At 74.0% G+C, this 23,923-nt stretch carries 21 protein-coding genes and 1 pseudogene; 8 read left to right on the forward strand and 14 right to left on the reverse strand.

Features of this window, described 5'->3' with window-relative positions:
* Window positions 1-46: 46 nt before the first annotated feature.
* Window positions 47-616: a GNAT family N-acetyltransferase gene (locus tag ACXET9_RS12725; RefSeq protein WP_457887004.1), complete on the forward strand. Its 570-nt coding sequence runs from the start codon at window positions 47-49 to the stop codon at window positions 614-616.
* 23 nt (window positions 617-639) lie between these two features.
* Here ACXET9_RS12725 and ACXET9_RS12730 read toward each other — a convergent pair whose 3' ends face one another.
* Window positions 640-3,513: an alpha-L-rhamnosidase-related protein gene (locus ACXET9_RS12730; RefSeq protein WP_457887005.1), complete on the reverse strand. Its 2,874-nt coding sequence runs from the start codon at window positions 3,511-3,513 to the stop codon at window positions 640-642.
* 317 nt (window positions 3,514-3,830) lie between these two features.
* Between ACXET9_RS12730 and ACXET9_RS12735 the strand changes: the two genes are divergently transcribed.
* Window positions 3,831-4,133 (forward strand): hypothetical protein, encoded by a 303-nt coding sequence (locus ACXET9_RS12735; RefSeq protein WP_457887006.1) that lies wholly within the window; start codon window positions 3,831-3,833, stop codon window positions 4,131-4,133.
* 23 nt (window positions 4,134-4,156) lie between these two features.
* Window positions 4,157-4,318, forward strand: coding sequence for a hypothetical protein (locus ACXET9_RS12740; protein ID WP_457887007.1), 162 nt, complete (start codon window positions 4,157-4,159; stop codon window positions 4,316-4,318).
* 233 nt (window positions 4,319-4,551) lie between these two features.
* On the opposite strand, the gene ACXET9_RS12745 is transcribed toward ACXET9_RS12740, so the two are convergent.
* Both ACXET9_RS12745 and ACXET9_RS12750 read right to left on the reverse strand, forming a co-directional pair.
* On the reverse strand, window positions 4,552-5,118 hold the full coding sequence (locus ACXET9_RS12745) for a hypothetical protein (protein WP_457887009.1): 567 nt from the start codon (window positions 5,116-5,118) through the stop codon (window positions 4,552-4,554).
* Window positions 5,119-5,127: 9 nt separating this feature from the next.
* Window positions 5,128-6,129 carry a GlxA family transcriptional regulator gene (locus tag ACXET9_RS12750; protein ID WP_457887010.1) on the reverse strand — a complete coding sequence of 334 codons (1,002 nt, stop codon included), beginning with the start codon at window positions 6,127-6,129 and terminating at the stop codon, window positions 5,128-5,130.
* 202 nt (window positions 6,130-6,331) lie between these two features.
* On the opposite strand from ACXET9_RS12750, the gene ACXET9_RS12755 reads away from it, so the two are divergent.
* Window positions 6,332-6,994 carry an isochorismatase family protein gene (locus ACXET9_RS12755; RefSeq protein ID WP_457887011.1) on the forward strand — a complete coding sequence of 221 codons (663 nt, stop codon included), beginning with the start codon at window positions 6,332-6,334 and terminating at the stop codon, window positions 6,992-6,994.
* Window positions 6,995-7,095: 101 nt separating this feature from the next.
* On the opposite strand, the gene ACXET9_RS12760 is transcribed toward ACXET9_RS12755, so the two are convergent.
* From ACXET9_RS12760 to ACXET9_RS12780, 5 genes and pseudogenes are all read right to left on the reverse strand, one after another.
* Window positions 7,096-7,443 carry an OST-HTH/LOTUS domain-containing protein gene (locus tag ACXET9_RS12760; RefSeq protein WP_457887092.1) on the reverse strand — a complete coding sequence of 116 codons (348 nt, stop codon included), beginning with the start codon at window positions 7,441-7,443 and terminating at the stop codon, window positions 7,096-7,098.
* 428 nt (window positions 7,444-7,871) lie between these two features.
* Window positions 7,872-8,466 (reverse strand): annotated as a pseudogene (locus tag ACXET9_RS12765) (NYN domain-containing protein); the annotation flags it as partial.
* 31 nt (window positions 8,467-8,497) lie between these two features.
* Entirely contained in the window at window positions 8,498-9,589 is a 1,092-nt protein-coding gene (locus ACXET9_RS12770; RefSeq protein ID WP_457887012.1) for a phosphotransferase, read from the reverse strand.
* 55 nt (window positions 9,590-9,644) lie between these two features.
* Window positions 9,645-11,627: a heavy metal translocating P-type ATPase gene (locus tag ACXET9_RS12775; RefSeq protein WP_457887093.1), complete on the reverse strand. Its 1,983-nt coding sequence runs from the start codon at window positions 11,625-11,627 to the stop codon at window positions 9,645-9,647.
* Between the two features lie 199 nt (window positions 11,628-11,826).
* Complete coding sequence (locus ACXET9_RS12780; RefSeq protein WP_457887013.1) at window positions 11,827-12,069, reverse strand: heavy-metal-associated domain-containing protein; 243 nt, start codon at window positions 12,067-12,069, stop codon at window positions 11,827-11,829.
* 214 nt (window positions 12,070-12,283) lie between these two features.
* Between ACXET9_RS12780 and ACXET9_RS12785 the strand changes: the two genes are divergently transcribed.
* From ACXET9_RS12785 to ACXET9_RS12800, 4 genes are all read left to right on the forward strand, one after another.
* A complete protein-coding gene (locus ACXET9_RS12785) occupies window positions 12,284-13,069 on the forward strand; it encodes a Crp/Fnr family transcriptional regulator (protein ID WP_457887015.1) in 786 nt (261 codons plus the stop codon).
* A gap of 104 nt (window positions 13,070-13,173) precedes the next feature.
* Entirely contained in the window at window positions 13,174-13,605 is a 432-nt protein-coding gene (locus ACXET9_RS12790) for a VOC family protein (RefSeq protein WP_457887016.1), read from the forward strand.
* A 75-nt stretch (window positions 13,606-13,680) separates the two neighbouring features.
* Window positions 13,681-15,342 (forward strand): nickel pincer cofactor biosynthesis protein LarC, encoded by a 1,662-nt coding sequence (gene larC / locus ACXET9_RS12795; protein ID WP_457887017.1) that lies wholly within the window; start codon window positions 13,681-13,683, stop codon window positions 15,340-15,342.
* Between the two features lie 59 nt (window positions 15,343-15,401).
* Window positions 15,402-15,752 carry a hypothetical protein gene (locus tag ACXET9_RS12800; RefSeq protein WP_457887018.1) on the forward strand — a complete coding sequence of 117 codons (351 nt, stop codon included), beginning with the start codon at window positions 15,402-15,404 and terminating at the stop codon, window positions 15,750-15,752.
* Window positions 15,753-15,819: 67 nt separating this feature from the next.
* Here ACXET9_RS12800 and ACXET9_RS12805 read toward each other — a convergent pair whose 3' ends face one another.
* The 6 genes from ACXET9_RS12805 to ACXET9_RS12830 all read right to left on the reverse strand — a co-directional run bounded on the left by ACXET9_RS12805 (window position 15,820) and on the right by ACXET9_RS12830 (window position 23,815).
* The gene (locus ACXET9_RS12805) at window positions 15,820-16,509 is read right to left on the reverse strand and encodes a class I SAM-dependent methyltransferase (protein ID WP_457887019.1); all 690 of its coding nucleotides are present in this window, start codon (window positions 16,507-16,509) and stop codon (window positions 15,820-15,822) included.
* Between the two features lie 119 nt (window positions 16,510-16,628).
* Entirely contained in the window at window positions 16,629-17,669 is a 1,041-nt protein-coding gene (locus ACXET9_RS12810; RefSeq protein WP_457887020.1) for a hemolysin family protein, read from the reverse strand.
* Window positions 17,666-19,201: a hemolysin family protein gene (locus ACXET9_RS12815; RefSeq protein ID WP_457887021.1), complete on the reverse strand. Its 1,536-nt coding sequence runs from the start codon at window positions 19,199-19,201 to the stop codon at window positions 17,666-17,668. The genes ACXET9_RS12810 and ACXET9_RS12815 overlap by 4 nt, the downstream gene beginning before the upstream one ends.
* A gap of 298 nt (window positions 19,202-19,499) precedes the next feature.
* Window positions 19,500-20,195, reverse strand: a complete 696-nt coding sequence (locus tag ACXET9_RS12820; protein WP_457887022.1) for an alpha/beta hydrolase — start codon at window positions 20,193-20,195, stop codon at window positions 19,500-19,502.
* 417 nt (window positions 20,196-20,612) lie between these two features.
* A complete protein-coding gene (locus ACXET9_RS12825) occupies window positions 20,613-22,034 on the reverse strand; it encodes a mechanosensitive ion channel (protein ID WP_457887024.1) in 1,422 nt (473 codons plus the stop codon).
* Between the two features lie 164 nt (window positions 22,035-22,198).
* Window positions 22,199-23,815, reverse strand: coding sequence for a protein adenylyltransferase SelO (locus ACXET9_RS12830; RefSeq protein WP_457887025.1), 1,617 nt, complete (start codon window positions 23,813-23,815; stop codon window positions 22,199-22,201).
* Window positions 23,816-23,923 lie beyond the last annotated feature (108 nt).

The following is a 23,923-nucleotide window of genomic DNA, read 5'->3' on the forward strand; positions in this document are numbered from 1 at the left end:
GTCCCTGCGCTGGCGCCTCCGCGGCCGACGGACGCATGATCGGCGCATGTCCGTGAGCACTTCCCCCGACGTCGGCCCCTCGACCGACTCCACTCCGACCGCCGACGCACGCCCCGCCGACGCGCATCCCGCCGACGCACGCGCCGACGCCCTCCGCATCGGCCGCGCCGATCTCGACGATCCCGGTCTGCAGGCTCTGCTCGCGGAGCACGTCGCCGACATGCACGCGATCACCCCGGCGGAGGAGAGCTGCCATGTGCTCGATCTCGATGCGCTGCGGAGGCCGGAGGTGCAGCAGTGGGAGGCGCGGATCGGCGCGGACGTCGTGGGCACCCTCGCCCTCGTCGATCTCGGCGGCGGGCACGAGGAGCTGAAGTCGATGCGGACCTCGTCCGTGCATCGCGGCCGGGGGATCGCCCGACGCATGCTCGAGGCGGTGCTCGCCGACGCGCGGGAGCGCGGCGTCGTCCGGGTCTCCCTGGAGACCGGCACCGAGGACGCCTTCGCCCCGGCCCGTGCCCTGTATCTGAGCAGCGGCTTCGTCGCCTGCGACCCCTTCGGCGACTACGTGCCGGATCCGCTGAGCGTGTTCCTGACCCGGGACCTCAGCGCCTGACCGCTGCCGGCCCGGGGATCTGCTCAGCGATGGCCTCCGGGATCGGGAGACTGATGATCGAGAGGCCGGGGAAGGTCGAACCGGGTCGTCCCCGGTCCGACCTCGCGGTCGATCCCCGCGCAGCGCACCCGAGCGGTCGTGTTCGCGGGGATCTCGACGTGCAGGAGACCGCCGACGGCCCGCCCGTCGGGCCGCCCACCAGCCCGCTCGCCAGCCCGCCCGTCGGCCCGTTCGAGGCGCACGCGCACGTCGCCGCGGATCGTCGGCACGGTGCCGTCGATCCGGGTCAGCGGTCCGGGCTGCGGGGCGATCTCGAGGCGCGCGGCGCCCGGCGCGACGACCCGTACGCCGAGCACCCAGCGGGCGATGACGTTGACGGGGGCGGTCCCCCAGGCATGCGAGTAGGTCATGTTCGGCTTCAGGCCGGGGTCCCAGGCCTCGGGGACGATGCTCGCGCCGAGGTCGTCGATCAGGTGCAGCCAGGAGCGCTCCCCGCGGGCGGTCATCAGCGCGATCGCCGCGTCGGCCCGGCCGAGCGCGAACAGGCCGTCGAGCAGCAGCTGCGCCCCGTAGACGCTCATGCGCATGCCGCCGGCGGCGAGCGCCTCCGCGACCGCGTCCGCGCGCTCGGCGGGGACGAGGCCGAGGGCCGCGGGGACCGCGTTCGCGTGCTGCGCGGAATGGTCGGTGCCGAGGCCGTCGCGGTAGGTGCCGTCGGGCCGGACCAGGTGCTCCTCGACGCCGGCGCGGAGCCGTGCGGCGACACCGGCGTGATGCGCCGCGACGTCGGACTCCTCGAGGGCCGTGCCGATCTTCGCGAGCGCCTCGTGCGCGGCGGCCTGGAAGGCGTTCAGGACGGTGTTCACGGGGGTGAGGATGTAGCCGTCGCGGCAGGTCTCGGGCCAGTCCACGAGGTCGGCGTCCCACGCGCTGGAGACGCCGGGGTCCTTGTGCAGGAGGCCGTCGGGCTCGAGGAAGCGGTCGTAGTTCGCCGCCCGCCAGAGCTCGAGGTCGCGGCGCAGCAGGGCGTCGTCGCCGGTCGCGAGGTACTCGTCCCACGCGTTGAGCACCGGCATCAGGTGGTATTCGGCGGGCCAGGTGGGGCGGCGCGCGAGGTACGAGGTCGTCGCCCGACCGAGCGCGTACGACCGCTCGCACGCGTACTGCGAGCGCTGGTTGACGAAGGCGTCGCCCTCGTAGGGCAGCCGCTCGCGCGCCGGGGTGTCGAGATAGAGGTCCAGCGCGGTCGCCTCGATCGAGTACCGGCACAGCTCGTGCACGCGGTCGAGATCCGCCTCCGACGAGGCGAACGCACCCGTATGACGATGCGGGGAATGCAGGATCATGGGCGTGACCTGCACGGATGCGAGGAGATCGGAGGCGAGAGCCGCGTCGGAGGCGCTCGTTCGCCCCGCAGCGTCCGCGCCATACGCGCCATCCGTTCCACGCTCCTCCTCGAGCAGCTCGAGCTCGCCGTAGCGGAACGCCCGGTACCCCCAGTGCTCGACCTCCTGCGCCCCGGCGCGCAGGGTCCAGGTCTCCTCGTAGAGATTGCCCGTGGGCATCGGCGAGACGACGCGCCCGTCGGCGTCCCGCTGCTCGCCGAGCCGCACCGCCAGCCGGGCGCCGCCGCGCCCGTCGATCCCGCCGCACCCGTCGCGCCCGTCGGCCCGATCGCGCCCGTCGGGGGCGGTCAGGCGCACCCGGAGGCCGCCGACGATCTCGCGCCCGAGGTCGAAGGACAGGGTCCGCGGGCCGACGGCGACCAGCTGCGCGTCGGCTCCCGCCGTGAGGCCGAGGCTCACGGTCGCGGGCACGGGCGGCGCCGGCAGGGGATCGGCGGCCGACGCCGGGACCCAGCCGCGCGCCGCCTCGGAGGCGGATCCGACGGCGGGTTCGTCGACGCCGAACCCGGGCTGGGTCCAGCCGACGGGCTCCTCGCGCAGGTCCCAGTCCTCGGCGGGCGCGAAGTACCACCAGCCGCCGACGTTCCCCTCGCCCGGCAGCAGCGCCGACCCGGGCATCGCCTGCCAGGTGTCGGGGCCGGTCAGGTGCTCGATGCGGGTGCCGTCGGCGAGGACCACGACGAGCCGCGCGGCGAACTGCCGACCGTGCTGCGCCCAGCAGAGCGCGGCGATCGCGTTGCGTCCCGGGCGCAGGTGCTCGGCGACATGGTGCGTGTGCAGGCGCGGCCGCTCATCCTCGCTGCGGACGCTGCCGAAGCCGACGACCTGCCCGTTCGTCCAGAGCTTGTAGACGTGCTGGCGTCCGCCGCGCGGCCCCGGAGCGGACTCGTCGACGCCGGCATCGACGCCGGCGTCGGCCGCATCGTCGGCCGACGTCCAGGGCCCGCCCTCGGGGCCGCCGTCGGGCGAGAGGCCGATGGCCTCGATGAAGGCCGCGCGGACGGGCACGTCCGGCAGCTCGATCTCGGTGCGCAGAAGAGCCCAGTCCGGGATGGCAGCGGACGCGGACGATGCGGCGGGCGCCGCGGCCCAGATCGGCGTCGCCGGCCAGTCCGACGGCGCGGTGGTGAACAGTGCGGGCTCCGACCACCTGCCGGTCTGCGACGTCTCCACGCGGACCCGCCACCAGTAGGGGGTGGCGGGCGCGAGCGGCACATCCTCGACGAGCACGCCGGTCGAGCGGTCGGAGGCGACGTCCCCGGAGTCCCAGACCGTCGTGCCAGCCACGTCGGCCACGTCGGCCACGTCGGCACCGGAGTCCGCAGGATCCGCAATTTCCGCAGGATCCGCGAGGATCTGCAGGCGGTAGGTGCGCTGGCGGGCGTCGCCGAGCATCGGCACGATCCAGGAGAAGCGCAGGGCCGCGCCGTCGACGCCGGCGGCCCGCTCCTGCAGGTCCAGCAGCAGTCCCGTCGGCCGGAGGTCACTCATCTGCCGCAGCTCCTTCGCTCGCGTCGTCATGGCCTCCGCAGGCTATCGGAGCGGGGCACGGCGAGAACGGGCCATTCACCTCGCGGCCGATGCTCCTCCATGGGCCGCCGTCCCCACCGAGACAGACAGCCTCGCACCTGTCGGCGCAGGGTTGCCGGAGCATTCGCGACGGGACGATCCACCCACAGGGGGACGCCGACCATCCCCGGGGTGGATCCGACGACGACGCCCTCGTTCCTACTGTGTAGTCATCAGCCCGGAAGACCGGGCGGACCTCCCCCGCGGACGCGGGGATCCACGCAGAAGAGAGAACCGACGTGACTGTCCACAGCACCATCGCCCACCACGGGACCGGCAAGGGAACGGCCAGCCTCCTGCTCGGCATCTGCTCGCTCCTGGCGGGCTGGGTGCTGATCGCCCCCACCGCCGGGCTCATCCTCGGCCTCAGCTCGCTCGGCAGCGAGCCCGACGCCCGCGGCCGCGCCGGCTGGGGCATCGCCCTGAACCTGCTGGCCATGGTCGGCTGGATCATCGTCTTCGTCGCCCTCGGCGCCGCGGGCCTCGGCCTGACCGCGCTGAATGGCGACCTCGGCTCCGTGCTGGGCTCGATGATCGGCTGACCTGAGCCGGCACCCCTCCCCGCATGGCAGCGGCCGGGCACCCGGTAGGGTGCCCGGCCGTCACTCCCCCGGCCGACGCGATCTTCCTGCTGGTCGAGGGCTGCATGGCGACCGCAGGGCTCGAGGGCGACGCGGGATCCGCCGTGCAGGCGAAGGACGCGGCGGCCCGGCTGCTGGCCCTCTGACTCGATGGGAGCGGAGCCGCGCCTCATCGCGCGGTGAACCCGCACCCTGAGCTAGAGGAAGGCCGCACCCGTCATTCGGCACAACGACGGGCACCTTCCCGAATCCCCCGCTCCGGCGATGATGTTGACCTTGACGTCCGAGCGCGCTCTAATGGTGATGCCGCCTCCCGCTGGGAGGATGGAAGTAGAGGCCAGGACGCCCGCGGTTTCGTGGGGCCTGGCCTTCGCGTTGCTCATACTGGGATGTATATCCGGGTGATGAGCGCACTGGCGCGATGCCCGATGTCGACCTCGTCGCGGTACGCGTCGCCGACCATGCCGAGCACGTCATCGGGCACCCAGAGCATCGGAACCTCTCCGCCGGGTCTCCACTCGACCCTCATCTCCCGCGAAACGATCATTCGGGACCGCAGACCATCGACCCTTCTGAGGTCGGACCGGTCCTGACGATCGGATCGGGACTCGACGACCACGTCCTGCACGCTCCGTCGTTCGAGCTCCCATAGCAGGCGTTCGAAGCAACGGCCCCTGGCGCGCTCCTGGCCACCAGGCGTCAACGGCGAGGCGATGACGATGACATGCTGAATCTCCTCGGTGAGGATCTCACGGGCCACGGCCGCCCGACCACGTTCACCAAGGTCCCGCCAATGCAGCTTTCCACCCCGAGGAGCGAGGCGCCGGAGCCGGTCTACGAACGGCGTGACATCCTTCCGTGCGATGGCCGCTCCGAGCAGATACACCGGGACAGGCACTCCCGTGGCACGCATGCTCTCGTCCACCCATGCATGCAGCTCCCCCATCGCCCGATCCTACGGATGATCCCGCTCTCCGGCAGTGGAGGGTGCGCTCTTTGTGGATATTGTGTCGCCTCCCCCGCCGAACCGCTGCCGATACTCGGCCGGCGAGATCCCCAGAGCGCTCGCGAAGTTCTGCCGCATCGTCACGGCACTGCCGAACCCGCAGCTCGCAGCGATCCTCTCGATCGGCAGCGCGGTCGTCTCGAGGAGCCGACGGGCCTCGTCGAGGCGGCGGGTGCGCACCCAGGCGGCGGGCGTGGTGCCGGTCGCGGCGCGGAAGCGGCGGAGGAAGGTGCGGGTGCTGAGGTGGGCGCGCTCGGCGAGGCGGGCGACGACGAGGTCCTCCTCGAGGTGCGCGTCGATCCATTGGAGGGTGCGGGAGACGGCGTCGTCGTCGGACTCCTCGGGGACCGGGCGCTCGATGTACTGCGCCTGCCCGCCCTCCCGGTGCGGGGCGACGACGAGGCTGCGGGCGACGCGGTTCGCGGCGTCGGCCCCGAGGCGGTCGCGCACCAGGTGCAGGCAGGCGTCGAGCCCGGAGGCGGTGCCCGCCGAGGTCAGCACGTCCCCGTGGTCGACATAGAGCACGGTCGCGTCGAGCTCCACCTCGGGGTGCTCGCGGGCGAGCCGCGCGAAGGCGTCCCAGTGGGTGACGGCGCGCCGGCCCGCGAGGAGGCCCGCCTCGATGAGCGGCAGCGCGCCCAGGCAGAGGCCGACGACGGTCGCGCCGCGCGCATGCGCCGCGAGCACCGCGCGCTCGGCCGGGCGTCCGAGCGGACGACCGTCGGCGAACCAGGACGGGACCACCAGGACGTCGACGTCGGCCGCGGCCGCCAGGCCCTCGAGCCCGGAGACGCGATAGCCCTCGGCGGTGCGGATCGACCCGCGCCGGTCGCCCAGCAGCACGGTCTCCCAGGGGGCGATGCCCTGCCGCGCGACCTCGTCGAACACCATCTGCGGCACCGCCGCATGGAACATCGTGATGCCGTCGAAGACGTAGATCCCGATCCTCATCCGCTCCCGCTCCTCTCCGTCCCCCGCACGTCGCACGTCGCACGTCGCACGTCGCACGTCATGGCGCAGATCCATCGGAGGACGGCATCTGCGCCACTGTCATGATGGCACGGCGAGCGCCGAGGATGGCAGGGCGCCGACGAGCTCGTCGGCCGGGTCCCGCCTCATCGCGGCCCGCCCCGCCGCTTCACCAGGAGTCACCATGACCGACCGTCCCGTCCCGTCCTCGCCCGCCGATGCGCCGCGTCGCGCGCTCATCCTGGTCGACGTCCAGCAGGACTACTTCGACGGCGTGCTCGAGATCCGCCATCCCGCCCCTGCGGACTCGCTGCCGGTGATCCTCGCGGCCATCGATGCGGCGACCGCCGCGGGCATCCCGATCGTGGCCGTGCAGCACGACGGCGGCGTCGGCTCCCCGATCTTCGACCCCTCGACCCCGGGCTTCGCCCTGCACCCGGAGATCGAGGCGCGCCGCACCGCGGACTGGATGATCGTGGTGAAGCCCTTCGGCTCGGTCTATGCGGGCACCGGTCTCGCCGAGCAGCTCCGCGAGCGCGGCGTCGACACCGTCGCCCTCGTCGGCTACATGACCAACAACTGCATCCTGGCCTCGTCCGTCGAGGCCGAGGGCCTGGGCCTGACCACCGAGGTGCTCCGCGACGCAACCGGCGCGATCCACCTGGCCAACGCCGCGGGCGCCGTCGACGCCCGCACCGTCCACGAGACCCTCATGGTCATCCTGCACTCGAACCTGGCCGCCGTGGCCACCGCCGCCGACTGGGCCGACGCCCTCGCGACGGGGACCGTGCTGTCCCGCAGCAACCTCGTCGAGTCCGCCCTCGCCGGTGCCGACGCCGCCTCCTGAGGTCCGGCTCCACGGACGACGACGGCCGGGCCCCGTGCAGGGGCCCGGCCGTCATACGTCCGTCGGCGGATCGTCCGTCCGCCGGCGGGTCGCGCGTCCGCTCAGAGGACGTCGTCGCGGATGCGCACGAGGCGCTCGGTGCCCCGCTCGGAGAGCTCGACGACGTCGTCGAAGTGCTTGAGGAAGTCCGAGAAGGAGCGGAAGCCGAGCGCCTTCTCGCTGAACGACGGGTCCATGCGGCGCATGTACGTCTTCACGGCCGAGCTGTGCAGCCACTCGGACTCGTCGGGGTCGCTGAGGTGCATGGCCCGCTCGAGCAGGCGCGCGGCGACCTCGTCGAGGTCCTCGTCGTCCCGGTCGTCGTCATCGCCGAGATCGTCGTGATCGCCGTGCCAGGTCAGGTCGACGGCCTCGTCCTCGCGGCGCCCGCGCCCGTCGTCGAACTGCAGGGCGTAGCTCGTCGACGCCTCGCCCGACCCGTCTCCGCCGCGCGCCGGACCGTCCTCGACAGCGCCGGTCTCCTCCGTCTCCTCGGGCTTCGTCCGCGTCCGACTGCGGCCACGGCCGCGGCCCGACGTCTGCCCGTCGGCCTTCTGCTCGCCGGTCTTCTGCCCGTTCTTCGCGTCGGACTTCTGGTCCGCCTTCTGGTCCGACGCCTGGTCCGGCTTCTGCTCGTTCTTCGCATCGGCCTTCTGGCCGCCGCCCCGACGTGACCCGCCGCCCTGTGCCTGCTGCCTGTCCTGGCGGCCGCCCTGGTCCTGCTTGTCCTGGCCCTGCTTGTCCTGGCTCTGCTTGTCCTCGCCCGCCGCGGCATCCGCCTGCTGTCCGGCGCCGTCCTCGCGGGCTCCGCCGCGGCCCTTGCGCCCGCCGTTGCGCTTGGCGGCGACGGCCGCGGCCTTCTCGGTGCCGCGAACGCCCGGGAGCGTCTCGTAGGAGTCGAACTCGTCGCAGGCCGCGGCCAGGGACTTCGCCGTCGACCCGGCGACGCCGACGCCGATCACGCGGCGGCCCAGGCGCTTGCACCGCTGCGCGAGGGGGACGTAGTCGGAGTCGCCGCCGACGATCACCACATGGGTCAGCGCGGGGATGCGGAACATGTCCTCGACGGCGTCGACGGCGAGGCGGATGTCGGCGCCGTTCTTCGCGTAGGCGGCGGCGGGGAACAGCTGCACGAGGTCGACGGCGCGGGCCACGAGCTGCGAGCGGTACTCGGCGTTCACGGGCGCCGACCAGTCGGCGTAGGCACGGGTGAGCATGAGGGAGCCGAAGGAGGCGGCGTAGTCAATGATCGCGCCGACGTCGACGGTCGCGGCGGCGAGCCGCTCGGCGATCTCCGGCTGGGTGGGGTCCTCGGCGATCTTCTGCCGGTCCCTGCTGTACGCGCTGCGCCCGTGGACGCGGTCGTACCAGGACATGACGATGTTGTCGAAGTCGAGGTAGACGGCGACGCGGGGATCCGGGGTGTCGGTCATGCCCCCAGTCTGCCAGCCGCGTCCGGCCGGGTCAGCCGAGGGGCCCGGCTCCGCGAGCGAGGACACGGCCGACCAGCGCGCGGGCCGTGCGGGCCCGCTGGTCGATCTGCGCGGGCGCCCGGTCGAGCGCCCAGCGCACCAGGTCGAGGGTCTCGAGGACCTGCAGCGCCCGGGCCTGCGCGAGCAGCGCGTCGACGCCCGCGTCCCCCGCATCACCTGCGTCCCCTGTATCCCCCGCGCCCCCTTCATCCCCGGCGAAGCCCGTGAGGAAGGCGCGGATCCCGTCGGCGCCCGGATCCCCGTCCTCCACGCCGAGCAGGTGCACCGTCTCCTGCAGCGGCACCGGCCCCGTGCGGACGCTCCCCCAGTCGATGAGCACCGCCTGCCCGTCGGCGTCGAGGAGGACGTTGCGCAGGGCGAGGTCCCCGTGCAGGAGCCCCTGCTCGACCGGCGCCCCCGCACCGGCGCTCCCACGGGCCCTCCCGTCGGCCGTCCCGCCGGCCGTCCCGCCGATCCCGGCGAGGATCTCGCGGAGCCGGGAGCGGTCCTCGTCCCGGTAGACGCCGAGGCCGACGAGCGGATCGCCGGGGGCGAGCTCGTCGAGCCCGTAGGCGTGGTGCTGCTCCCAGGCCGCGTCGAGGTCGCGGCCGAAGCGGCTGAAGAGCCCGTCGGGCGCGCCGGCGAGATCGAGGCGGGCGATGCGGCGGGAGAGGCGCCCGAGCTCGCGCCACACGGCCGACGGGTCCGCCGCATGCTCCCCCAGGGTGCCGTCGACCAGCTCCTGCACCGACCACGCCCAGCCGTCGGCGGACCCCGCGTCGAGGTCCCCGCCGTCGGCGGGCCCAGCGTCGACGAGGTGTCCGACGGCGAGGATCCGGGGCGTCGGGATCCCGGCGGCCCGGGCGGCGTCCGACGCCCAGCGCTCGCACTCGAACTCGGCCGCGTCCGGCGCGCGCTGGCAGCGGACGACGACCTCCGCCCCGGCGGGCCCGACGATCGCCACGCGGTTCACGACCCCCGCCCGCTCCGGGGAGCGGACGGGGGCGTCGGGCATCCCCAGCTCCTGCAGGATCCGCGGCAGGGGCGGGGCGGGCTCGTCGTCGAGGGGGCGCGGCGCGGTCATCGCCCTATCGGATCACACGGGCGGATCGCGCGGGCGCCGGCCCCGGCCGGCGAGGTCACCGGGTCGGCGTCGTCCGAGGACGCAGCAGGCGCATGCCGTTGGCGATCACCAGCAGCACGGAGGCCTCGTGGACGAGCATGCCGATCGCCATGGTGACCCCGCCGAGCATCACCCCGGCGAGCAGCGCCACGACCGTGACCAGGGCGATCACGATGTTCTGGCGCATGACGGCGACGGTGCGGCGGGCGAGGCCGATCGCCGCGGGCAGCGCCCGGAGATCGTCGGCCATGAGGGCGATGTCGGCGGTCTCGATGGCGACGCCGCTGCCGGCCGCGCCCATCGCGATGCCGATGTCGGCGGTCGCGAGCGCGGGGGCGTCGTTGACGCCGTCGCCGACCATCGCCACCGTGCGCCCGTCGGCGCGGAGTCCGCGGACGGCCGCGAGCTTGTCCTCCGGCAGCAGCTCGGCGCGGACCTCGTCGATCCCGACCTCCCGGGCGACCGCCTCGGCCACGGGCCGGGCGTCGCCGGTGAGCATGACGACCCGGTCGACGCCGACGGCGCGGAGGCGTCGGACCATCTCGGCCGCCTCGGGGCGCAGTCGGTCGGCGACGCCGAGGACGCCGATCGGACGGGAGTCCACGGCGACGATCATCGGGGTCCGCCCGGCCTCCGCGAGCCGCTCCGCCTCGTGGCGCGCACGGTCGAGGTCCGCGGATCCGGCGGCCGGAGCTCCGTCGGCCGACGGCCCGGCCGCGCCGACGGGTCCCGTCGCCTCGGCGACGGCAAGCAGCCCCAGGGTGCCGACGGCGACGCGGCGCCCGTCGATCGTCGCGAGGATGCCGCGGCCGGGCACGGGCTCGGTGCTCTCGGGGAGGCCGACGACCCTCAGGCCCGCCTCGTCGGCCGCCTCGAGGACGGGCCGCGCCAGGGGGTGCTCCGACCCAGCCTCGGCGCGCGCGGCCCAGAGGAGCACCTCGTCGCGGTCGACGGCGGGATCCAGGACGATCACGTCGGTCAGGCGCGGGCGGCCCTCCGTCAGCGTGCCGGTCTTGTCGAGCGCGACGGCGTCGATGCGGGCGCTGGTCTCCAGGTGCTCGCCGCCCTTGATCAGCAGGCCGTCGCGCGCGCCGCGCCCGATGCCGGCGACGATCGCGACGGGGATCGAGATGACCAGCGCGCCGGGGCAGCCGATCACGAGCAGGGTCAGCGCGAGCACGACGTCGCCGGTCAGGAGCCCGGCGACGAGGGCGAGGACGATGATGCCCGGGGTGTACCAGGCGGAGAAGCGCTCGAGGAAGGACTGGGTGCGGGCGGTCGCGTCCTGCGCCTCCTCGACGCGGCGGATGATCCGCGCGAGCGTCGTGCTCGCGCCGACGTCGACGGCCTCCACCTGCAGCAGTCCGCCGGTGGAGACGGTCCCGGCGAACACGCGGTCGCCGACGCCCTTCTCGACGGGGATCGACTCGCCGGTGATGGACGCCTCGTCGAGCGCCCCGGCGCCGCCCCGCACGATGCCGTCCACGGGGGCCTTCGCCCCGTTCTTGACCAGGACGGTCTGCCCCGGTCGCACCTCTGCGGCGGGCACCTCGCGCTGCCTGCCGTCCTCCAGCACGACGGCGAGGTCGGGCGCGACGGCGACGAGCTCGGCGAGCGCGGAGCGGGTGCGATCCATCGTGCGCGCCTCGAGCGCATGGCCGACGGCGAACAGGAAGGTCACCGCGGCGGCCTCCCAGTGCTCGCCGACGACGAGGGCGCCCAGCGCCGCGACCGAGACCAGCAGGTCGATCCCGACGGTGCGGACACGGAGCGCGCGCACCGCCGCCACCAGGATCGGGGCGCCGGCGACGACGGCGGCCGCGATCATCAGCAGGTCCGCGAGGACGAGCGGGAGGGGCCGGTCCAGCGCCAGGCCCAGCTCCCCGTGGCCGCCGCCGAAGGGGTTCGTCCCGGCGGCGAGCGAGAGCGCCGCCGAGGCGAGGATCAGCAGGCCGGCGACGGCCGGGACGCGCCAGGGTCCGCGCAGGAACCGGCTCAGCCGCGGCGTCCGCGGCCGCTCCGGCGGCGAGACGGACGGCGAGACGGACGGCGACGGAGCCGTGGTCGGGGACTCCGACGCTGACGGGGACTCCGACGCGGACGGGGGTGCTGACGGGGACACGGGCGTTCCTCTCCTGAGAGCGGGCGATCGGGATGCGGGGCGGGCCGGGCGGGCCCGGCGGAAAACGGGGCGGGCGTCAGAAGGCGGAGGGCACGGCGGTGTAGCCGGCCTTCGCGATCGCGGCGACGAGATCGTCGGTCGTGGCGACCGCGGGGTCGTGGTCGACCTCGACGCGGCCCGAGGCGAATCGGACCTCGACGCCCTGGACGCCGGGCAGGCGGCCGACCTGCTTCTCGATCTTCGCGACGCACGAGGGGCAGCTGAAGCCCTGGGCGCGGAGGGTCGTGCGGACGATGCGGGGGCTGGTGCTGGCGGTCATGGCGGGCCGTCCTTCCGGGATGTCCCCGGGGCGTCTCCCCGGGTGATGGCCTCACCGTAGGGAGGTCCGGGGCGGCGTCCCATGACGGCCGTCAATCGTCCGCACAGCCGTCCCCCCCCACGCGTCCGGAGAGCTGGATAGTCTGCTGCGACCAGGCCGGGTGCCGCGCTGCGCGCGCCGCACCGGCGAGGGATCCGAGGCAGCGGAGGACGCCGTGACGGTGCAGGACGAGCAGCAGCGGGCCGATCGGCCGGGTGCCCGGCGCACGATCCCGCTGCGGGAGATCACGCTGCCGCACGAGTGTCCGCAGCCCGTCCGCCTCACGGTCCTGGACCGCACCCCGTACTTCCGCGGCCTCGGCGAGGAGACGCTGCTGCGCGTCGACTCCCTGCTGCGGACCCGCACCTTCGCGGCCGACGAGCCGATCTATCGCGCCGGCGAGCCCGCCGACGCTCTCTTCGTCGTCGCCGAGGGCCGGGTCAAGCTGTCCCAGCTGACGCCCGACGGCACCGAGACCGTCACGGATCTGCTGGTGCCGGGCGAGCTGTTCGGTGCGATGGGGACCCTCGGGGAGCCGCATCATCGGCAGTCGGCGATCGCGCTCGTCGGCACGTGCGCGCTGCGCATCGGCCAGGCCGACTTCCGCACGGTGCTCATGGAGCAGCCCGTGGTGGCGCTGCGGGTGCTCGACGACGTCGCCGCCCGTCTCGCCCGGGCCCGCGCCGACATCGGCGGACAGGTCACCGAGACGGTTCCGCAGCGGGTCGCGATGGCGCTGCTCCGCCTCGCGGGGAAGCTCGGCGAGGATCGCGGCGCCGACGGGATCCTGCTCGAGGTCCCCCTCTCCCGCGCCGATCTCGCGGGCCTGGCCCGCTCCACGCCCGAATCCGTCTCCCGGGTGATGAGCCGCTGGAAGCGGGAGGGCATCGTCGACTCCGGTCGCCGCTGGACCTCCCTGCACGATCTGGACCGGCTCCGGCGGGAGGCCGACGGCGGCTGAGGAGACCCTTCCGTCATCCCCTCCTCCGTGCCTACGATGCGCGCGGGCCCGCTGCCGGATCCGTGGCGGCGCGCCCGGGACACGACGACTCCGAGGAGCACACCATGCCTGCAGGACTCCATCCCTATCTGAACTTCCCCGGCACCGCCCGCGAGGCCCTCGAGTTCTACGGCCGCGCGCTCGGGGGGACGCCGACCTTCGCGACCTTCGGCGAGTTCCATGCGGTCCCCGAGGGCCACCCGGCGACCGACCTGATCATGCACGGGAGCCTCGAGGTCTCCGACCTCATCAGGCTCTACGTGTCGGACTGGATCGAAGGCATGTCGCCGGAGCCGTTCACCCCCGGATCGAACATGACGCTCGCGCTCATGGGCGACGACGAGCAGCTGATCCGCTCGGCCTTCGAGGCCCTCGCCGACGGCGGGCAGATCACGATGCCCCTCGAGAAGCAGATGTGGGGCGACGTCTACGGCGCCCTCACCGACCGCTACGGGATCCGCTGGCAGGCGAACATCAGCGCCCCGCAGGAGGGCTGACCCCGTCGGCCGATCCCGAGGGACGCCCTGCGGGCCGCCCGCCCGTCGGCCTCGGCATCGCCCTACGATCGATCCATGACCTCGACCTCCGCCCTCTCCCCTGCCGCAGCGCCGCGGCGCCTCGCCTACATCGACGCCACCGCGGGCGTCGCGGGCGACATGCTGCTGGCGGCGCTCATCGACGCCGGTGCCGATCTCGACGGCGTCCAGCGGGTGCTCGACGCCCTGGTCCCCGGCTCGGTGCGCTTCGTCCTGCGCCGCGTGGACCGGGGCGGGCAGGGGGCCGCGAAGGTCGACGTCGAGGTGCTCGCCGCGGATCCGCCGCACCGCACCTGGGCGTCGATCCGTGCGCTCCTCGAGGGCGCCCGCGGGAGCGCCGACGTCCCCGAGCGCACGATCGACCTGGCCCTGGCGGTCTTCGGCCGTCTCGCCGAGGCCGAGGGCGAGACCCACGGGGTCCCGGCCGACGACGTCCACTTCCATGAGGTCGGCGCGCTCGACTCCCTGGCCGATGTGATCGGCGCCTGCGAGGCCTGGCGGCAGCTGGGCGTCACCGACGGCGCGGGCGGCGCCATCGCCGTCGGCTCCGGCCGGATCCGCGCCGCCCACGGCGACATCCCGGTCCCGGTCCCGGCGGTGGTCCGCCTCGCGATCGGCTGGCCGACGGTCGCCGGCGAGCTCCTGCCCCCGCGCGGCCACGCCCCCGCGCACACCCACGACCACCCGCATCCGCACGAGCACCCGCACGATGCCGACCACGCGCACGAGCACGGCCCCGCCGTCGAGCACACGCACGAGCACCCGCACACCCACGATCACGACCACGCTCACTCCCATGCGCATCCGGTCGAGGTCCCGGATTCCGACGCCGACCTGCCCGCGCACATGGCCGGCGGCCCGCATGAGCACGGCGGCCGACGGGTTCCCGCGGGTGTCGCCCCCGGCATCGGCGAGCTCGCGACCCCGACGGGGGTGGCGCTCGTGCGGGGCCTGGCGTCGGTCGCGGGCCCGCAGCCGGCGATGACCCTCGAGGCGGTCGGCATCGGCGCCGGCACCAAGGACACCCCCGGCCGCCCGAACGTGGTGCGGGTGCTCGTCGGCCGCCCCGGCGTCCCCGGCGCAGCGGCACCGGCACCGGAGTCGGCGTCGGCACCGGAGTCAGCGTCGGCGTCGGCCGACCACGCCGCGCTGCCGGCCGGCACGATCCCGGCACCGGCCGACGCGCATGCGACCCCGGAGTCCGCGATCCAGCTCGAGGCGAACGTCGACGACCTCGACCCGCGGCTGTGGCCCGGCGCGGTCGACGCGCTCCTCGCCGAGGGTGCGCTCGATGCCTGGACCACGCCGATCGTGATGAAGCGCGGACGCCCCGCCGTGACGATCCACGCGCTGGTCAGGGAGGGGTCCGCGGAGCAGGCGGCGCTGCGGATCATGGATCTCACCGGCAGCCTCGGCGTGCGGATGCACCGGGTGGAGCGGGTGATCCGTCGGCGGGACTTCGAGAGCATCGCGGTGCGGGGCCAGCGGATCGCCGTGAAGGTCGCGCATGCGGCCGACGGCACAGTGGTCCGCCGCGAGCCCGAGTTCCGCGACGTCGCCGCGGCTGCCGCCGCGCTCGGCCTCAGCGAGCGCCAGGTCCTCGCCGAGGCCCGCGCCCTCGCGGATCCGCCGTCGGCCGACGATCGGTCCGACGACGGTTGGGGCGCGGAGCCCGCCGCGGTTCCGCCGATCGCCTGACGCGGACCGCGCGCTGGCGGATACTGGGCGCGTCACCCCGACACGACCAGGAGGTTCCCATGGCTGCCCTGTCCGACGAGATCCAGAAGGTCATCGACCAGGCCCGCAGGTCCGAGCACGGCCGGCACGCCGAGCTGCTGGTCAACGACGGTCCGCTGCGCCAGACGGTCATCGCCCTCATGCAGGGCGTCCGCCTCGCCGAGCACAACTCCCCGCCGGCCGCATCGATCCAGGTGATCCGCGGTCGGGTCCGCGTGACCGGCGAGGAGGCCGTCGAGCTGGCCACGGGCAGCCTCGAGGCGCTCACCCATCACCGGCACTCGGTCGAGGCGCTCGACGACTCCGTCTTCCTGCTGACCACGGTCACGAGCATCCCCGGCAAGGAGTCCCACGGCGACGACGCGGCCTGATCGCCGCCCGACGCCCGTCGTCGGGCGACGGCGAACGACCGCCGGACGGCGCGTCCGGCGCCCGCGCTCAGCCGTGCACGAGCACGGCGACGAGGAAGTCGTCGTCGGCGGGGCGCAGATCCCAGGACGCGAACCGCTGCTGGATCCGCAGGCCCGCGGCCGCGGTGTCGGCCGCGAAGTCCTCGGCCGAGTAGCCGCGGGCGAGCCCGAAGCCGACGACGAGCCGACCGTCCGCGGCGAGATGCGCGGCCAGGCGCTCGAGCGCGGGGCGACGCTCGTCGAGCGCCAGGAAGGTCATCACGTTCCCGGCGCTGACCTGCAGGTCGAACCGCAGGGGCTGCCCGTCCTCATCGCGCAGATCGAGGGTCGCGAGGTCCTGGACCTCCCAGCGGGACCCGGGATGGTCCGCCTCGGCGACGGCGATCAGCTCCGGGTCGAGGTCGACGCCGACGACCTCGTGCCCGGCCGCCGCGAGGTAGCCGCCGATGCGGCCGGTCCCGCAGCCGGCGTCGAGGATGCGGGCGCCGCGACCCGCCATGGCGTCGATCAGCCGCGCCTCGCCGACGATGTCCTGCCCGGCCGCGGCCATCCGCCGCCAGCGCTCGGCGAACGCCTGCGCATGCTGGGGGTTGCGCTGCACCGCCGCCGTCCACACGTTGGTCGCGGGCCCCTCGGGCCCGGACGGGACGGGCGGCACGATCGATGCGGAGGCGGAGGGGTCGGGCGTGGAGGCCGACGGGCCGAGGGGGATGCTCATCCCCCTATGGTGCCGCCTCCACGGCGACCCGGCGAGGACGGAAGGTCGCGGCGAAGCCCGCAGAGCGCCCCGTGGAGGAGGCTCCGCGGGCCCGTCGGCCGGATCGGACCAGCACCGGATCAGGCGGCCAGGCGGGAGTCGTCCCGGATCTGGCCCACCAGCTCCTCGAGCATGTCCTCGAGGGTGACGATGCCGATGACGGTCCCGCCCGCGTCGGTCGCGGCCGCGAGGTGCGCGCCGGAGGCCTGCATGCTGGTCAGCGCCTGCCGCAGGGGCTGCTCGGCGCCGACCTCGGGCAGATGCCGGATGCGGGCGGACGGGATCGGGAGCTCGCGATGCTCGGCGTCGGCCTCCAGCAGGTCCTTGATGTGGACGTAGCCGGTGAGCTCCCCCGACGCGGCGCGCACGGGGAAGCGGGAGTAGCCCTCGACGGCCGCGGCCTCGGCGGCCGCGGGGGTCACGCCCTCGGGGAGGGTCGTGACCTGCGCGAGCGGGATGACGAGGTTGGCGACGCTGCGCTGCTCGAAGCTGAGGGCGCCGAGCAGGAGCGCCTCGTCGTTGTCCTCGAGGAGGCCGTCGTCATGGGACTCGCTGACCATCGCCGCCACCTCGTTGCGGGTGAAGGCGCTGGTCACCTCGTCCTTGGGCTCGATGCCGAGGATCCGCAGCGTCAGGTTGCCGGCGGCGTTGAAGCTCCACAGCACCGGACGCAGGATGATCGTGAAGCCCATCAGCACCGGGGTGAGGATGAGGGCCATCCGCTCCGGGCCCGCGAGCGCGATGTTCTTGGGGACCATCTCGCCGAAGACGACGTGCAGGTAGGTCACCAGGGACAGGGCGATCGCGAAGGAGATCGGATGCTGGAGCGCCTCCGGCACGCCGATCGCCTCGAAGGGCACCTCGAGCAGGTGCGCGATCGCGGGCTCGCTGATCGCGCCGAGCGCGAGCGAGCACACGGTCACGCCGAGCTGGGCCCCGGCGAGCATGAGGGAGACCTGCTCCATCGCCGAGACGGTGATCTTCGCGGCCCAGCTGCCCTCGAGGGCCTTGGGCTCGATGATCGATCGGCGCGCGGAGATCAGCGAGAACTCGGCGCCGACGAAGAACGCGTTGGCGAGCAGCAGCACGATGGTCAGGGCGATGCCCCCGTAGTCGCTCATCGGTCCGCCTCCGGCCGGTCCTCGTCTTGCGCGGCACGCGCCTCGCGGCGCTCCCGCTTCTCGCGCTTGCCGCGCTTCCCGTTCTTGCCGTTCTTGCCGTTCCTCCCGCTCTTCCCGGGCTCGCCGTCGCCGTCGGCCGCGGCGTCCGCCGCGCTCTCGGAGCCCGACGTGCTCTCGGAGCTCTCGGAGTCCTCGTCGTCGGGCATCGCCTCGACCTTCACGTGGACGGTCTCGATGCGGAGGCCGTCGATCTCGCGGACCTCGATGCGCAGGCGCGCGGGGTCCTCGCCGGGGACCGGATCGGTGTCCACGACGATTTCGTCGCCGACCTCGGCCAGACGGCCGAGCTCGAGGGTGACCAGGCCGCCGAGGGTGTCGTAGTCCTCGTGCTCGGGGACCGTGACGCCGAGCCGCTCAGCGGCCTCGTCGGGCCGCAGGCGCGCGTCGAGATCCCAGGAGCCATCGGGCTCGGGATGGTCGTCGGTCTCCTCGTCGTGCTCGTCGCGGACCTCGCCGACGATCTCCTCGACGAGGTCCTCGAGGGTGATGAGGCCGGCATGGTCGCCGAACTCGTCGACGACGACGGCCATCTGCAGGCCGCCGGCCCGGAGGGTGTCCATCAGGTCGTCGAGCGGGACCGTGTCCGGCACGAAGGTGGCGGCGTCCATGATCGCGTCGACGCGCGCCTCGCCGCGCTCGGCGAAGGGCACCGCGAGGGCCCGCCGGATGTGCGCGATGCCGGCGATCTCGTTCTCCTCGGTGAGCACCGGGAAGCGCGAATGGCCGGACTCGCGGGCGAGGTCGAGCATGTCCTCGACCGTGTCGTCGACGTCGAGGGAGTCCATGCGCCCGCGCGGGACCATCGCGTCATGGGCGCGCCGGTCGCCGAAGGCGAGGGTGCGCTGGACCAGATGCGCGGTCTCCGCGGCGAGCGCGCCCTCGGCGGCGCTGCGGCGGACCAGGGCGGAGAGCTCGTCGGCGCTGCGGGCGGAGCTGAGCTCCTCCTGCGGCTCGATGCCGAAGCGGCGCACGATCGCGTTGGCGTTGCCGTTGAACAGCCGGATCGGCAGCGCCAGGATCGTCGAGAACGCCCGCTGGTAGCCGACGACGGCCTTCGCCGTGCCGAGCGGTCTCGCGATCGCGAGGTTCTTGGGGACGAGCTCGCCGAAGACCATGGTGAGGCCGGTGGCGAGGATCAGGGCGATCGCGACGGACACCGAGCGGGCGGCCACGGCGTTCAGGCCGAGGTCCTCGAGCGGCGGCGCGATGATGTCGGCGATGGCGGGCTCTGCGAGGAAGCCGATCGCCAGGTTCGTCACCGTGATGCCGAGCTGCGCGCCCGAGAGCTGCGTGGACAGCGTCCGCATGCCGTGCAGGACGCCCTGGGCGCGCTTGTCGCCCTTCGCGGCGGCCGCCTCGACGTCATTGCGGTTGACGGTGATCAGCGAGAACTCGGCGGCGACGAAGCCGCCGCAGGCGGCGATCAGCAGCAGGCTGGCCGCGAGGGAGAGGAGGATGCCGATCAGTTCCATCGGCGGTCCTGCTCGGGAATTCGTGCCCGGTCGGAGCGGAGTCCGACCTCGGGACTATGCCCCTCCTCGGGGGCTTCTCCGCCATCGGCATCGTCGCCGCAGGTCAGAGAGTCCCCTTGGGGGGAGGTGTTCGGTGTCAGGCCCGTAGGCCCGGGACTGTCACAGGGGGCGTCGCCGACGGCGCTCATGATCTCCTGGTGCTCCTCATGGCCGTCGCGTCCTTCGCGACGGAATGACGGAATGCTACAGCCCGTTCCCTGGGCGGCGGCATGGTCCTGTGGGCAACGGCTCCGCCGTCTCAGGAACCGGTTCCGGCGGCGTCGGCGCGCTCGTCGGCGCGGCGCTGGAGGAAGGCCGCGATGGCCCGCAGCTCGACCTCGTCGACGGCGTGCCCGTGGGAGGGCCGGCGCTCCTCCTCGAGGGTGAAGTGGGCGTGCATGAACGCGCGGATCGCGTCCTCCCGCTCGGGTCCGAAGTGCGGGTCGAGACCGCCGTGGCCCCACAGCGCGCGCGGCGAGGCCTCGGCGAGCGCGGCGTCGCCCGGCAGGGGGGCGGGGAAGGGGAAGCCCGAGAGCTGCACGATCCAGTCGAGGGCCTGCGGGTCCTGCCGCAGCAGCTGGAGGGCGAGGCAGGCGCCCTGGGAGAAGCCGATGGCGCCGACGACGGGCGCGTCCTGCGCGGCGATCCAGCGCGCGACGGCGGCGGCGGAGGTCTCCACGGACGTCGGATCCTCGGGGTCCAGCGGCCAGTCCATCCAGGCGTAGCCCTGGCCGTAGGCGTAGATGCCGCGCAGGGAGACGTAGCGGAAGTCCGTCGGCAGGAAGGGCGTGAGGCCCACGAGGTCGCGCTCGTGGCTGCCGAGGCCGTGGAGGAGGACGACGAGCGGGGCGTCCTGGCGCGGTCCGGGGACGCGGACGACGGCGCTCTCGTCGATCGTCGGCGCGATGAGCGCGACGGCGGGGGTCGGCGGCTGCACGGGCGAGGACTGGCTCATGGTGCGAGCGTATCGGCCACCGCGTCTGGGCAGGGGCAGACCCGCAGGTTGCGCATTCGCGCTGGTCGGCTGGACGAAGGCCGACCCCTGCGGGTCCGGGCAGCTCGGTGGTATTCGCTGCGGGTCCGTCGATCTGAAGGTCCGCCGGAGCGGATCAGGTCGATGGTCGCCTCAGCGGCGAGCCACCTCACATGTCCGATGGGAAATCATTCCTCGGATCACCTCCTTCCTTGTGTGCCTCCACGCTAGACCCGGCCCGCGCAGGGGGCAACGGATTATTCGGCGAGCGATCCGGGCGGCGCTCCGGGCGCGCCGCGGCCCCGTCGGCCGGGAGGGCCGACGGGGCCGCGGATGCACCCGCAGACGGCAGCGGTCCGGCGCCGCCGCCTGCGGAGTCCTGGGAGGGTGCGCCAGCGCTCAGGCGCTGGGACCGGGGTCCGTCCGCGGCACGGAGCCGGGTGCCGCGCCGGGACCCGACGGGGCCGACGGCGCCGAGCCCGGGGCCGACAGCCCTCCGTCGGGCGAGGAGGCGAACCCGGAGCCGGCGCCGGCCGGCGCCTTCCCCTGCTGGGCGTGCTCGAGCTTGGCGAGCTGGCGGGCGGCGGCGTCGCGTCCGCCGAGGCCGAAGGCGAGCACGGCCGCGGCCGCACCGCCGATGACGAGGGCGCCGAAGGCCATCTCGATGATCGAGTCGGCGACGCCCATCGACTGCAGGCCCATGGCGATGAACAGGATGATGATCGCCCAGCGGACGACGACGGAGACGGTGCCGGAGAGGATCTTCCCGACGATCATCGCCAGGAAGAAGCCGGCGGCGATGATCGCACCGCCGAAGAGGACGCTGCCGCCGAGCGCCAGGATCTCCGAGAGGATCGCGGTGATCTGCGGGAACCCGAGGACCTGCGCGCCCATCACGGCGAAGAACAGCACGACGGCGATCTCGACGATGCGCAGCACCACCGGGGTGGCGGAGGAGCCCTCGGGGAGGATCTCCTGCTTGACGAGCCAGGCGTCGATCCCGGACGCGTCCAGGATCGGTCGGAACAGGCCCGAGACGAAGCGGGCGATGAGCACGCCGAGGCCCACGAGGACGACGGCCGCGATGATGTTGGGGATCGCGGTGAACACCGCGGTGAGCATCGCGGCGGCAGGATCCGAGATCGAGGCGATGCCGAGGATCTGCAGCGCGGCGATCGACACGACGATCATGATCAGCGCGAACACGACGGAGCCGAGGATCTCGGGCACCTGCGAGCGCTGACGGCCCGCTGCGGCCGGATGCCCCTGCTGGCCCGGCTGACCGGCGGGGGCCTGCTGGCCATGCTGGCCGGCGGGGGCCGACGGGTGGGCGCCGGCCGGGCTCGCGGCGGGAGCGGCGGAGGCGATGCCCCCGGTCGCCCGGTCGAGGCCGGACTGGGCGGTGCCCAGCAGCTTCCCGAAGTCGACGGCGTTCAGCGCGGTGACGATGAGCGCCTTGACGATCTTGGCGATAGTCAGGCCGATGACGAACACGAAGATCGCGCCGACGATGTTGGGGATGAAGGAGAGCGCCTGCTCGAGCATTGTGGTGACGGGGCTGAGGACGCCGGAGAGCTGGAAGATCCCCAGCACGACGATCAGGCCCAGGAGCCAGATGAGCATCGAGGCGATGGTGCCGAGCGCGTTGCCGATGCCGGCGCCGTCGGCACCGGGTCGCCGCAGGGCGGGGACCTTCTGCGTCAGCTTCGCGACGCCGGCTCTGACGAGCATCGCGAGGATGGCGGTCAGGATGATGACGACGACGGCGGCCAGGATCTTCAGGCCCAGCCCCGCCCAGTCGTAGGACTCCAGGGGATTCACGGTCTTCTCCGATGCTCGGGATCGACGGTCCGGCCGTCGGCCCGTCTCCGGTCCGACGACGACGAGGAACCCCCTGCGGAGCACTCCCCGGGCGCTCCTCGCCCCGCCAGCATGCACCGATCCGAGTGTGACGTCCACCACTTCACGGGAAATGCGGCGGGTCGTCAGGTCCCGCAGTAGGTCACGAATCCGTCGTCGTCGCCGCTGCCGCGCTCGAGATGCTCGAGCCCCGGCAGGCGCTCGAAGGGCCGACGGACGGCATCCATGAGCGCCTCGAACGGACCGAGGTCTCCCAGGTGAGCGGCCCGCAGGGCGCTGTCGAGCGCGAGGTTGCGGGGGATGTGGACCGGGTTCGTGCGGAGCATGCGCGCGACCGCCTCCTCGGCGTCGGCCGCGGGCGCCCGGGAGCGCAGCCGCTCGAGCTCCTCCCGCCAGGCGTTGAAGGGCGCCGGCTGCGCGAACAGGGCGGCGGCGCCGTCGGCCGGGGCGTCGCCCTGCATCCCGGGCGCCCCCTCCGCGAGCGCCTCCTCCGCGGGTGCCTCCTCCGCGAGCGCCCGGAAGAAGCCGGTGCGGTCGATCCCCTGCGCTTCGAGCAGCGCGGAGAGCTCCTCCCCCAGCGCATGCACCTCCTCCAGCAGCGCCGCGTCGTCGGCCGCCTCCCGCGGGCCTGCCGCCACGGGCCCGGCCGTCGCGGCCGTCGCGATCCCGAGCTTCGCGGCGAGCCCGCGGGCGTGCGCGCGCCGATAGCGGGGGGCGAAGTCCTCGAGGACGGCGGTCGCGGCGTCGACGGCGGCGTCGGGCTCGGCGGGGTCGATGAGCTCGAGCAGGGCCTCGGCGAAGCGGGAGAGGTTCCACAGCGCGATGCCGGGCTGGTTGCCGTAGGCGTAGCGGCCCTCGCGGTCGATCGAGCTGAAGACGGCGCCGCGGCGCTGGACGCCGAGGAAGGCGCAGGGCCCGTAGTCGATGCCCTCCCCGGAGAGCGTCATGTTGTCGGTGTTCATGACGCCGTGGACGAAGCCGACGAGCATCCACTGCGCGACCAGCTCCGCCTGCGCCTCCATGACGGCCCGCAGCAGCGCCAGGGGCGGGTTCTCGGCGTCCCGGGCGGCGGGATGGTGGCGCTCGATCGCGTGGTCGACGAGCGCGCGGCGCACGTCGAGATCATGGTGCCAGGCGGCGAACTGGACGGTCCCGACCCGCAGGTGGCTCGCGGCGACGCGCACGAGGATCGCCCCGGGCTCGGGGACGACCCCCTGCCGGGGCGGGATCCGCTCCCCGGTCGCGAGCACGGCGAGGGCGCGCGTCGTCGGGATGCCGAGCGCGTGCAGGGATTCGCCGACGATCGCCTCGCGCAGCATCGGCCCGAGGGGTGCCTTCCCGTCGCCGCCGCGCGCGAAGGGCGTGCGCCCGGAGCCCTTGAGGTGCAGGTCCCGGCGGTTCCCGAGGGTGTCGACGAGGTCGCCGAGGAGCACCGCGCGGCCGTCGCCGAGCCGGGGATTGGGGCTGCCGAACTGGTGGCCGGAATAGGCCTGCGCGGTCGTGAAGGGCGGCTCGGGGGCGGCCGCGCCGGGAGCGCGCGGACCGCCGTCCCCGTCGACCTGCCCGGCGAGCAGGGCGATGCCGTCCGGCGTGCGCAGGCCCTCGGGGTCGAGGCCGAGCTCCCGTGCGAGCTCCTCGTTCAGCCACAGCAGGCACGGCGCGGACGGCGCCTCGGCCGCCCAGGGGACGGAGAGCTCGGGGACGGCGGCGGCGTAGGTCTGATGCAGCGCGGGCCAGGGCATGCTCCTCACCGTAGCCCCGCCCGCACCCGCGCGGCCCGCGGAGGTGGACGGCGGAGGGCCGACGGACGACGAGGGGCGGCGTGTCGCCCTGTGAACCTCCAGGAACGC

The organism is Brachybacterium netajii (SeqCode) (assembly GCF_054114245.1).